At 56.9% G+C, this 11,611-nt stretch carries 12 protein-coding genes; 3 read left to right on the top strand and 9 right to left on the bottom strand.

Going from position 1 to position 11,611, the window contains the following annotated elements; all coding sequences use genetic code 11:
• From ACR0D6_RS14625 to ACR0D6_RS14590, 8 genes are all read right to left on the bottom strand, one after another.
• A partial coding sequence (locus ACR0D6_RS14625) for an amino acid ABC transporter ATP-binding protein (protein ID WP_480766013.1) occupies nt 1–451 on the bottom strand: 451 nt, incomplete at its 3' end.
• Complete coding sequence (gene lhpI, locus ACR0D6_RS14620) at nt 444–1,388, bottom strand: bifunctional Delta(1)-pyrroline-2-carboxylate/Delta(1)-piperideine-2-carboxylate reductase (RefSeq protein WP_480766012.1); 945 nt, start codon at nt 1,386–1,388, stop codon at nt 444–446. The genes ACR0D6_RS14625 and lhpI, both read right to left, overlap by 8 nt.
• Nucleotides 1,389–1,391: 3 nt before the next feature.
• Nucleotides 1,392–2,531 carry an NAD(P)/FAD-dependent oxidoreductase gene (locus ACR0D6_RS14615; protein ID WP_480766011.1) on the bottom strand — a complete coding sequence of 380 codons (1,140 nt, stop codon included), beginning with the start codon at nt 2,529–2,531 and terminating at the stop codon, nt 1,392–1,394.
• Entirely contained in the window at nt 2,524–4,020 is a 1,497-nt protein-coding gene (locus ACR0D6_RS14610) for a M81 family metallopeptidase (RefSeq protein ID WP_480766010.1), read from the bottom strand. Before ACR0D6_RS14610 ends, ACR0D6_RS14615 begins: the two co-directional genes overlap by 8 nt.
• Nucleotides 4,017–4,985, bottom strand: a complete 969-nt coding sequence (gene speB / locus ACR0D6_RS14605; RefSeq protein ID WP_480766009.1) for an agmatinase — start codon at nt 4,983–4,985, stop codon at nt 4,017–4,019. Before speB ends, ACR0D6_RS14610 begins: the two co-directional genes overlap by 4 nt.
• A 5-nt stretch (nt 4,986–4,990) precedes the next feature.
• Entirely contained in the window at nt 4,991–5,674 is a 684-nt protein-coding gene (locus ACR0D6_RS14600) for an ABC transporter permease (protein WP_480766008.1), read from the bottom strand.
• A 1-nt stretch (nt 5,675) separates the two neighbouring features.
• Nucleotides 5,676–6,392, bottom strand: a complete 717-nt coding sequence (locus ACR0D6_RS14595; RefSeq protein ID WP_480766007.1) for an ABC transporter permease — start codon at nt 6,390–6,392, stop codon at nt 5,676–5,678.
• Nucleotides 6,393–6,448: 56 nt separating this feature from the next.
• A complete protein-coding gene (locus ACR0D6_RS14590) occupies nt 6,449–7,243 on the bottom strand; it encodes a transporter substrate-binding domain-containing protein (protein WP_170654406.1) in 795 nt (264 codons plus the stop codon).
• 118 nt (nt 7,244–7,361) lie between these two features.
• Between ACR0D6_RS14590 and ACR0D6_RS14585 the strand changes: the two genes are divergently transcribed.
• Nucleotides 7,362–8,282, top strand: coding sequence for a LysR family transcriptional regulator (locus tag ACR0D6_RS14585; protein WP_170654404.1), 921 nt, complete (start codon nt 7,362–7,364; stop codon nt 8,280–8,282).
• 199 nt (nt 8,283–8,481) lie between these two features.
• Here ACR0D6_RS14585 and ACR0D6_RS14580 read toward each other — a convergent pair whose 3' ends face one another.
• Nucleotides 8,482–9,513: a LacI family DNA-binding transcriptional regulator gene (locus ACR0D6_RS14580; RefSeq protein WP_480766006.1), complete on the bottom strand. Its 1,032-nt coding sequence runs from the start codon at nt 9,511–9,513 to the stop codon at nt 8,482–8,484.
• A 113-nt stretch (nt 9,514–9,626) separates the two neighbouring features.
• Here ACR0D6_RS14580 and ACR0D6_RS14575 point away from each other — a divergent pair, with 113 nt between their 5' ends.
• Entirely contained in the window at nt 9,627–11,138 is a 1,512-nt protein-coding gene (locus ACR0D6_RS14575) for a tripartite tricarboxylate transporter permease (protein WP_170654400.1), read from the top strand.
• The gene (locus ACR0D6_RS14570; RefSeq protein WP_480451678.1) at nt 11,135–11,590 is read left to right on the top strand and encodes a tripartite tricarboxylate transporter TctB family protein; all 456 of its coding nucleotides are present in this window, start codon (nt 11,135–11,137) and stop codon (nt 11,588–11,590) included. The genes ACR0D6_RS14575 and ACR0D6_RS14570 overlap by 4 nt, the downstream gene beginning before the upstream one ends.
• Nucleotides 11,591–11,611: the final 21 nt, after the last annotated feature.

Raw genomic sequence — 11,611 nt, 5'->3', positions numbered from 1 at the left:
CCTGTTCCGGGATTTTCACCTTTTCCAGGAAATGCATCGCGCGCTCTTCGGCCTCTTTCTTGGGCGTCTTGCGCACCCAGATCGGGGCCAGCGTGCAGTTTTCCAGAATGGTCAGGTGCGGGAACAGGTTGAAGTGCTGGAACACCATGCCAACCTCGGAGCGGATCTTGTCGATGTTTTTCAGGTCATTCGACAGCTCGGTTCCGTCCACGATGATCGTACCCTGCTGGTGCTCCTCCAGCGCGTTCAGGCAGCGGATCAGGGTGGACTTACCCGATCCCGACGGCCCCGCGATCACGATCCGCTCGCCCTGATTGACGGTCAGATTGATGTCGCGCAGCACGTGGAATGCCCCGTACCACTTGTTCATGTTGGTGATTTCGATGGCGACCTCGTCGCTCACCTGCATCTTCGAGCGGTCGATTTCACGTTCAATTGCAAGTTCAGACATGGTTACTCTCCTCCAGCTTCCGTGTGGCGGTAATTGCACCGGCAAGGTCCATCACCGCGTTGCCTACCGATTTGAACAGAGTGATTTCCTGTGCGCTTCTGCGGCCGGTATTGCCCTGTGTCAGCGCGTAGAGGTCCCCGAGAATATCCGTCTGGGTGATTGCGCCGGTTTCCAATGGTGTCTTCAGCTCGCCGGCCTCAATTGTTGCGAATTTGGTGTCGACGAACAGGCGGGCGCGTTGAAGCGCGCGGTCGTCAGCCTCGCGCATGGCAGGGGTGAAGGCACCGATCAGGTCCACATGCTGACCGGGTGTCAGCCAATCCCCCTTTAACAACGGTTCCGTTGCCAGCGTCGCCGCGCTGATTATGTCGGCCTGCGGCACGGCTGTTTCCAGATCAGACACCGCCTGAGCGTCCCATCCAGCCTTTTTCAGGGTGTCTGCCAGTCGTTCCGCGGCAGCAGGAAATACATCCCAGATGCGCACGGTCTTGATCGGGCGTACTGCGTGGAAAGCTTCGGGGAGTTGAGCGGCAACCTTGCCGGCCCCGATGACCAGCAGATTCACTGCATCTTCCCTCGCCAGAAGCCGTGCGCCCAAGGCCGAGGCTGCAGCCGTGCGTCGTGCCGTCAGTACCGCGCCGTCGAGCAAGGCCAGATGTTCGCCGGTGGTCCGGTCAAAGACCAGCACCGAACCGGCGATCGCAGGCAATTTTCGGGCCGAGTTGCCCGGCGTAGCTGTCACGACTTTGACGCAGCCCAGGTTTTCGGTCCAGGCAGGCATCAGCAACAGCGTCGCGTCAGGTTCACCCTGCATCGGCATGGTGTGGTGGTGGCGGTCGGGCGCAGTCAGACCGCTTGCGAACAGCCCTTCCATCTGATCGATCAGACCACCAAAGGGAAGCACGCCTGCCGTTGTTTCTGCATCGAGAATTTTCATGAGTCAGCTTTCAAAACGGGAAGGGGAGAACAGGGTAGGTTCAACGCCCGCCCCGGTCAGATTGGAGGGCATATTTGCGCCGGTCAGCAGCGACGCGGCGAGTTGGCCCACTGCCGGCGAGGTCTGGATACCGTATCCGCCGACACCGGCCAGCCAGAACAGGCCATCGATCTGTCCCGAGAACCCAATGACGGGCAATCTGTCCTTGGCAAATGTGCGCAATCCCGCCCAGCTATGGGCGACACGTGTGACCTCCAGCGTGGTGCATTCGCTCAGGTAATGGGCCGCGTAAGCGATATCCAATTCCTCGGGCCAAGCGTCGTGCGGGTCGACAGGGGTTTCGTCCGCGGGGCTGACCATCAATTGGCCCGCGTCCGGTTTGAAATAGAACACTTCATCGATCTCATTGACCTCGGGCATGTGGGATACATCGAAATCCGGAACCTTAACGCTGATTGCCGTGCGGCGGTGGGGCACGATGCCCAATGGGTCAGCGCCGAACATCCCGGCAACCGGATCAGCCCAGCCTCCAGCGGCATTGACGACCATGCGGGCTCTTACCTCACCACTGGATGTTTCCAGCACCCAGTGATCGCTTTCCTGATGGGCGGCGGTCACGACGCTGGAGTGGCGAATTTCGGCGCCTTTGGCCTTGGCCCCGCGCGTGTATCCCTGCAACAGGCTTTCCACCTCGACATCCCAGCAATCGGGATCGAAAAACGCCGCCTTGACCCAATCAGGGTCGAGGAAGGGCATTTTCTCCAAAGCTTGATCGATGTTCAGCAACTCGACCGGCGATGTACCTTCAGGTGTGTTTGCCCGTTCGCGCTCAAACACCTGAAGCAAATGGTCTGCCTTTTCGGCGTCAGCGATCAACAGGTTGCCCCTTGGGCGCAGCAGGTCGACCTCGGCAAACCCAGCTGGTGGCTGCATCATGAAGTCACTGCTGGCCCGCGTGAGCTGTCCTGTCACTTTCGAATGAAACCGGCGGGTGAATTCCGCGGCTGAGCGTCCGGTGGAATGATAGCCAAGCGAGGTTTCCTGTTCCAACAGGACAACCGAACGCTGTCCGTCCAGAAAAAACGCGACAGAGGCCCCGGTAATTCCGCCCCCGATGATGGCGATGTCGAAAATCTCAGGCATTGATCTCATCCAGCGGAAAGACAGGGCGACGCAGGCGGGTATAGGTGCGGCGTTTGACGTTGGGAGTGCACAACCCACCTGCGTCGGTGATGATGATGTGCGACGCAATCGGGCCGAAGGCTCCTTTAAAATGCTGCATCGACTTTACGGCCAGAACGGCCTTGTCCGCCGGTTCGATCCCCACAACGCGGAACACGTTTTTATCCAGCATCTGCATCCGGTCGGAAACGATCATGATGTCGATCCCCTTCACCCGCAGGCAGACGCTTTGCCCGGTTGAGCTCGGAAGCCCGGTGAACATCGGACCTTCGAAGGTAAAGCTGCCATCGCTGATGGCCATGATCTTACCGGTCACCTCCAGCGGCCCGCCACCCACGGACGCGTCGGTTTTGCCACCGAGGGGGAGAGTGACTGTGGCGCCGACACCGTGGGAGACGAGCTGGGCGACGGCTTCGGGGTCAAAAAGCGCCCCGGCTGCCGCGTTCTGAATTCCAGCCTCCAACATGGCTGCGATAAGCGCGGTACAGTCGCTGTATGCGCCCGAGCCGGGGTTGTCGGAAAAATCCGCAACCACGATAGGGCCAGTGCCTGCTGTAGAGGTTTTGAGTTGCGCGATACAATCTTCCAACGGAATTGGCAGGTCCCACTGATCGCGGAACGACCAGATTCTGTCGCACATCCGATCCGCACAGCCTATCGCAGTTTCGATGGCAGTTGTGGCCGCGTCATAGGTCACCAGAACCGATGGTCCGGCGGCCCAGACATCGGCATCGGTGAACCCGGCATTGATCGCGACGTTCAAAATACCGGGGGTCTGCATTTCCTCTGCCGCATCTTCCAGCAGGCGGCACATCGGGCCGTTTTCAGTTGTGCGCCCATCATCGCAACCCACCAGCATCGGCGGGCGGCGGATCAACAGCTTTGGTGCGATCTCATCCTCAAGTGCCCGGTGCAGCAGCTCGCAGGCCTCGACCCCGACCTCGCGCATGTCCACATGCGGATAGGTGCGGAACGACACGGCGATTTGCGCCAGCTTTGCGGTCTCGTCCGAAATGTTGGCGTGCAAATCAAGCGTGATGGTCAGTGGAACCTCATCCCCCACAACAGCCCGGATTTCGCGCAGGAACTGGCAGTCGCCGTCTTGGTCGGTCTCGGTCACCATCGCGCCGTGCAGCGCGACAAATACTCCGTCGAACGGCCCGTTTTCACGCAGGCGGCGGACACACTCTCCGGTGATTTCGGCCCGTGCGGCCTCGGTAACTGGGCCGTTTGGTTCGGCATGGGCGGCGGTGATATAGACGGGCGTCCAGCCACGCGCCTCGGCGACCTCAATCGCACCGCCGACCTCGGACCCGGTACCGCGGAAGTTGGCCGGAATTTCATCACCTTTGAAGTAATGCGAGGCGTGAAAGTCATCCATTACCGTCCGCATAACGGTGAATGTGTTGCTTTCGTTGATGAACTCGATGATGGCGACGCGGTGGGTCATGATACGGCCTTTCTCTGCGCGGCGCGGGCACAGATGTATTCCAGCGCCAGAGACGCCCCAAGCAGCGCCGTTACATCCGCATGGTCGTAAGGAGGGGACACTTCAACGATATCCATGCCAATGAAATTCATATCAACACTACCGCGCAGGAACTGGATGATATCATTCGGGGTCAGCCCGTCCACGACAGGGGTACCGGTGCCGGGCGCATAAGCCGGATCAAGACTGTCGATATCAATCGTCAGATAAGTGGGGCGATTTCCGACAACCTCTCGGACCTTTTCCAGTGCTCCACGCCAGCCATGGTCATGCATCCAGTCACGGTAGAGAACGGTGATCGGGTCATCATCCTCATAAAATGTGCGGATTCCGATCTGGACCGAGTGCTCAGGGTCGATCAGCCCCTCGTTCATCGCGTGATGCACGAACGTTCCGTGATCGAACCAGTCGCTTTTCTGCGTGTCGCGATGCGCGTCGAACTGAATCAGCGCCAGCGGTCCGTGCTTTTCGGCATGGGCTTTCAGCGCAGTATAAGTGGTGCAGTGATCGCCCCCCAGCATAAGCGTGCTGGCCCCGGATGATGTGATATGGCGCGCCATGGCGATGGCGCTGTCGCGCATCTGTTCGACCTGACCGCGCCGGAACGGCACGTCACCACAATCGACCACCGAAAGGATATCGAACGGGTCGAAGCCCCATGGCCAGACCTCGCCCCAAGCCAGGTGAGAGGTTGCTTCCCGCAACGCGCTTGGACCCAATCGGGCGCCGGGGCGGCCCGAGGTGGTCAGATCGAATGGAATTCCATAAACTCCGATATCAACCCCATCCATATCAACGGAGGGGCGGCGGCGCATGAATGTGCGGATGCCGGAATAGGGCATTTCCACGTGAGTTCCGTCCGGGCCGGCCGCGGTGCGAAACACCCCTTCGCGACCGAACGCGATGTCGTCTGCCTGAATCTTCATCGCAATTATCCCTTATACTTGAGCCAGACGTTGCGGTTTTCGAGGTGCCGCCAGATCGCTTCGATCAGAAGAACGACGATCAGGTAGTTTACTGCGGCGATATAAAAGACGCCCAGATCAAAGGTTTCACCGAACAGGTAGCGCGCCTGTCCCATCAGATCCCGAACTGTGATCACGCTGACCAGCGCCGACGCCTTGAGCAGCAGTACCAGTTCGTTGCCAAAGGCGGGCAGCATCCGGGCAACGGTGATCGGCAGGATCAGCAGGCGGAAAATCTGAAAACGGTGCAGCCCAAGCGCCTGTCCTGCCTCGATGGTCCCTTTGGGAATGGCCAGAATACCGCCTCGCAGAATCTCGGCCTGATAAGCGGCTGAATTCAACGTGAAGGCCAGAAGCCCGCAATAGTATGCATCACGGAAGAACCACCAGACACCCAGTGCCTTAAGCTCTTTGTGGAACTGGCCCAACCCGTAATAGATGATGAAGATTTGCACCAGCAGCGGGGTGCCCCTCACCATGTAGATGTAGAAATAGGCAAGACGGGACAGCCATTTATGCTTGCTCAACCGAGCGGCGGCCAGTGGAATGGCCACAAGGAAGCCAAGGATGAAGCCGAATACCGTCAGGCTGACCGTATTCTGTAGTCCTTCGATCCACAGATCGAGGTTGTCAGCTACATGCGACCACATCTCAGCGCCCTCCGACCAGATTGCGATTGGCGCGGCGCTCCAGGACGGTCTGTATCTGCCCCGAGATGAAGGCCAGCGCCACGTAGATCAGCGCAAGGATCGAATAGAGAAAGAACGGCTCGCGCGTGGTGGCGATCGCCATGTTGGCGTAGCGCATCATATCGCTCACTGCGATGATCGAGATCAGCGAGGTGTCCTTGAGCAGGATCAGCCACAGATTCCCGAAGGCGGGAATGGCGTGCCGCCACATCTGCGGCAGGACCACGAGAAAGAAAGCCTGTGCCCTATGAAGGCCCATCGCAGCGGCAGCTTCGGACTGACCTTGACCAACGGCCTGATAGGCCGTGCGCACAACCTCGGACCCCAAGGCCGAGAAAACAAGTGTCAGGGCGACCACACCGGCGGCGAACGCATTGAGAGAGATGTTTGCATCCGGAACGAACAGCCTGACCGCGAAGTTCAGTAGGCTCTGCAGCTGGTAGTAGATGAGGATCAGGGTCAGAATCTCGGGCAGGCTGCGAAACACGGTCGTATAGCCATTTGCCAATGCACGAACCCATTTGCGCTTGGAATGCTTGCCCCAGGCTATGACAAACGACATCGCCAGTGCGCACGGGGCCGTCACCAAAGCCAGAGCCATCGTGACCCAGAAGCCGCGCAATAACTCATCTCCCCAGCCGTCGTCGCCGAAGGCCAGTAGCGAAAGCAAATCTGTCATGGGTGAAGTCCCCCGGTTGCGGTGGGGTCCACAGGCAAATGCGGACCCCGTACTGCTCAGTTACCCAGAAGTTCGGATGCTTTCTTGGGCTGGGTCATGATGTCGAAAGTGAAGTATTCGCCCCGGATCTTGTCATAGGTGCCGTCGGCCACGATCTCGTCCAGCGCCGCATTCAGCGCGTCACGCAGCTCGGCGTCGTCCTGTCGTACTGCAATACCGGTGCCCTTGGCGAAGTCGGGCAGGAAGGTTTCGCCGACAAATTCGCAGCAGGCACCTTCGTCGGTTTTCAGCCAGTCGCCCAGTACGAACTGGCTGGCCAGAACAAGGTCGACCCGGCCTGTTTCCAGATCAAGCAGCGCGTCGTCCAGCTTGGGGTACAGCTTGAGTTCGCTGTCGGGGAAATACTGCTCAAGAATTTCAACTTCGCCTGTGGCTGACTGAGTGCCGATTATCTTGCCCTTCAGGTCCGCAGGCAGAGCATTTTCCAGACCATGACCTTCGGCGGCGACAAAACGGATCGAGTTGAAGTAGTAGGGTTTGGAAAAGCTGACAACCTTGCTGCGCTCGTCCGTGATGGTCATCGAGGCAATGATTGTGTCGAACTTGTCCGAGTTCAGCGCCGGAATGATGCCGTCCCAGTCAGTCGTCACCCATTCGCATTTGACGTCCATCCGCTCACACAGCGCATTGCCGACATCAATGTCAAAGCCCTTGATTTGGCCGGCACTGTCGAAAAAGTTGAAAGGCGGATAATAGCCTTCGGTTCCCATGCGGACCGTTTTGTCCTCGGCCATTGCCGATGTTGCCAGTGCGGATGCGGCGACGGCAGCCAGTGAAATTTTCGCAAACATGAGTTCCTCCCGATCGTTTGCTGGATTTGATGAAGGAGGATTCCCGATCCCTTTGCCTTATTCAAATTTATAGTTTTTAGATTTGGCATTAATTATGTTTATGATGTAGGGAGCTGGCATGAGTGACTTTGCGCGAAATCTGGACTGGAACCTTCTGTATACTTTCATGGTGGTCGTGCAGAACGACAGCATGACGAAAGCGGCGGAAGAGCTTCTGCGTTCACAGCCCGCAGTCAGTTTGGCGGTCAAACGTCTGGAACAAAGCACCGGAAAGCGCCTGTTGATGCGTAAGGGGAACCGGATTTCCGTCACCCCCGCCGGTCAAGCTCTCTACGATCAGGCGACCGAGATCTACTCGGCGATTTCAAGGTTGCCACTGACGTTTGAAAAAGCGCCCCGGGCATTAACCGGCAAAATCACGGTTGCCTCGATCGACCATGTTGAAAGCAGTATTTTCAATGAACGCCTTGCCCGGTTTTTTAGCAAATACCCAGGTGTTGAGCTTGAGATTTTGGTGGCGACGACGGCAGATGTAATCCGAATGGTAGAACTTGGGTCCGCGACGTTTGGCCTGTGTGATGGTGTTATCCCGCAAAGCCTGAATTCGACGACACTGCTGGACGAGCGTTTTGGTCTCTATTGCGGTTCCGGCTACCATCTTGCCGGTCAGACCGATCTTGCTGCCATCGACCTGAGAGGAGAACCGTTCATAGGTTTCACGGCGGACGTCTTGGGAGGCAGCCACATGGGAGACGTGACCGCATTCCGCGCCCGTGCCTCAATCGGTCAGTATGTTCGGGGGCAATCCAGTCATGTGAACGAAGTCAGACGGATGATCGAATGCGGATTGGGCATCGGCTTCCTTCCCGTTCACTTGGCCGATCCCTACGCAGCAAGAGGTGAATTGTTCCGTCTTCCGCCTTATGAGAATGAGCCAAATGCATCTGTTTTTTTGATCGCAAATCCGGCGGTGTCATTGTCAGAAGCTGAACAAATCCTACTGGAAGAGATGCATCGGGACTTGGCCACGAAAGGGTGAAATCCCAGATTTCATGCGGAATTTTGGGCGGGAAGCGGAAGCTCGCTGCAAATGCAACACGACTTGGATTAGGCGACAAACCGGACACCCAATACGCTTAAAGACCAGTTGTTCTAATTCGCCAAAGCAACTGGCCTCCGCATTTAGGTAGACGTCAAATCTTGCCTGCTCGGCGCAAGAATGAGCTTGTCTTGGTTGTCTAGGAAATAGATGCCCGGCTTGTTGTTCCTCTGACGATCCGTTCCAAGTCGCAACGGATCCGAAACGGAACTGGATCGTCCGATGTAATGTAGTCGGTGAACTTTTCGCCGGCGAGTATTCCGATGGTTTCTGCAGGGATGCGAATTGTCGTGAGGCCCGGTTCAACATCTGCAGACCCTTTAAAGTCACCGATTCCGATAATCGACAGGTCGTCGGGAACTTTTAGTCCTAGGTTTTGCGCCGCAAACAAGGCGCCCTGTGCAATCACGTCATTTCCGCAAAGCAAAGCCGTCGGACGAGATTGCCTGGCCAAAAGGGTCAACGCCGCTTCTTTGGCTTGAGATACACTGTAGGGCGCTTCCGATGCATGTTCGATTGGGACAGAAACCCCCACTGCATTCAATGTGTCATGCACGGCCGAAAGCCGATGCTGCGCACGGTCATTGCCACTGGTTGTGGGGAAGATAAGACCAATGTTTCTGTGCCCCAATTCCAACAAATGCTCAGTCGCCAACCGCCCGGCCAACCGGTTGTCGGCCCCAACACAGGGAAGGGGAGATTCCTCCGAAAAATTCCATATCGCAAGGGCCGGTATCTTCTGCTGTTCGATCAAGCGTGCGGTAGCGTCTGAATGCTCCAATCCAACCAGCGCCACTCCGTCCACACGGTGCTCCAGAAACTTACGAACCATCGCATATTCTCGATCGAGGTCATAACCGTGCGACGCCAACAAAAGGCTGAAACCGGCTTTGTCGATTGAATCCGAAAAGGCCTGTATGACTTCGGCGAAAATGGCATGGTTAATCGTGGGCACCACCAATCCGATGGTGCCCGACCGCTTGCCATGCATCGTCTGTGCTGCCCGGTTGCGGATGTACCCCAGTTTTTGGACTGCTCTATTGATCTTTTTGCGAGTCGCAGGGTTCACCAGATCCGGGTGATTGAAGGTACGCGACACAGTGGATGGTGACACTTTTGCGGCCTTTGCGACCGCTACAATATCTACCTTACCCTTTTGAAAATTAGCCATAATATCCTCCCGCTAGGTCGAATTTATGAAAACATTTGCAATACTATTTTCATCGCCTACCCTGAATTGTCAACAAAAGTAAAGGTATGAACCGACGGGTTGGGAGGCCCTGAATGGAATTCATTTATTACTTCGGAGACGTCTTCACACCGCTGTCGTTTATGCTGCTGCTTGGCGGTACGATCGGGGGGTTGATCCTGGGCGCGACACCAGGGCTTTCACCCACAATGGCTGTTGCGCTTCTGATACCGTTTACCTTCCAACTAGAAGCTGTTCAGGGACTGATCCTGCTGGGCGCTGCCTACACGTCAACCGTGGCTGGCGGAGCGGTCAGCGCCATCTTGCTAAAGATCCCCGGCGCACCTGCCAATATCGCAACGACATTGGACGGGCATACTATGGCCAAGCAAGGTCAGGGTGCGCGGGCGCTGCAGTTGTCCTTTCTGGCCTCGGCTGTGGGTGGCATTTTTGGTGTACTCCTGCTGATCTTCTTGACGCCGGTTCTGGCAAAATGGGCACTGGCATTCGGCCCTTCACATCTGTTCTGGCTGGCCATTCTGGGTGTGACAGTGATCGGCACCCTGGATTCCGCCTCAGTGGTCAAAGGTCTGCTCTCGGGCTGTATCGGATTGTGGCTGGCCACTATCGGATTTGACGACATCATGGGGGCACAGCGCTTTATCTTTCATCCCGCTTTGGGAGGGGGGATCAATATCATTGCTGCACTGATTGGCCTGTTCGCAATTCCACAGGTGCTGACGATGTTTGCAAAGGGTCGGTACAATACAGGCGCAGAAGTTATTGAAGTGCAGCGACACTCGATCCTTTCTGCCGTTCGCGAACTGTTCAGCCGCACACGGGCATTGAGCATCGGCACGCTTACAGGTTCGATCATCGGCCTGATCCCTGGGGTAGGAGGGCAGATCGCGGGCCTCGTCGCGTATGACCAAACCAAAAAATTCTCATCCGAAAAGGACAAGTTCGGAACCGGCCATTCCGAAGGAGTAATTGCCGCGGAATCCGCCAATAATGCGATGGTTGGCCCTTCTCTGGTGCCGCTGCTGACTCTTTCGATCCCGGGCAGCCCTACCGCTGCCGTTCTACTGGGCGGATTGCTGATCCACGGGATTTTTCCGGGCTCAGACCTGTTCGACAATCATCCCGATGTGGCCTGGACTTTCATCAATTCCATGCTGATCGGTCAGGTCTTGATGTGCATCTTCGGCCTTTATGTTGCCGGTCTTGCAGCGCGTGTTGCACAGGTTCCGCAATCAGTGATGGCAGCCATCGTTCTGGCCCTGTCGGTCTTTGGTGCATATTCGGTGCAGGGATCGATGGGCGACGTCTATGTCATGGCCTGTCTCGGCATCGGAATGTTCTTTTTAGAGCGCTTTGGTTTCTCTGCTGCGCCGTTGGTTTTGGGGCTTATCCTTGGACCCATCGCTGAGGCCAACTTTATTCAAGGTGGAATGATCGCGGACGCCACCGTGGGTAAAGCTTCGTATTTCCTGACCGGTGGATTGAACCTGCTGCTGATTGCAGTGGTACTGGCCTCAGTCGCGTACTCGGTCTGGATGGAACTGCGGCACCGTCGCTACACCACCAAAGAGGAGGCGCAGGCATGAACCGTTCACAACACGTATTTGGGTCTGGTCTGGTTTTTGCAGTTGGTCTTTGGGTGACGTGGGTCAGTTATACTCAGCAACCGGCCGAGGCGTTTCTGTTCCCACGTCTTATCGCATCGGTCTTTGTGGTTCTGGCGGGGTGGACGTTTGGCAAGGCGGTGCTGGGGCTATCCAAAGTCGGGAACGGTGTGACCCGTACGATGTTCACAAACATGCTGCCGGGTCTGATCATCACGGTGATCTACGTTTTCTGGGCGGCAAAAACGCTTGGGTTCTACACTGCGACAGCGATCGCGTTTTTCATTCTGCTGTCAATTTATGATCCAGCTCCGCACTCCGAACTCAAAACCTGGCTCAAGCGATGCCTGATTACGGTGATCTTCGTGGCGGTAATGTACGGGCTCTTTGCCACGCTTTTGAACGTCTACACGCCAAAGGAAATTTTGTTCTGACCGCGCAGGGCGCGTCTGAAC

The sequence above is a fragment of the Ruegeria sp. BJ6 genome, from assembly GCF_056537885.1.
This window is presented reverse-complemented; position numbering and strand designations above follow the sequence as displayed.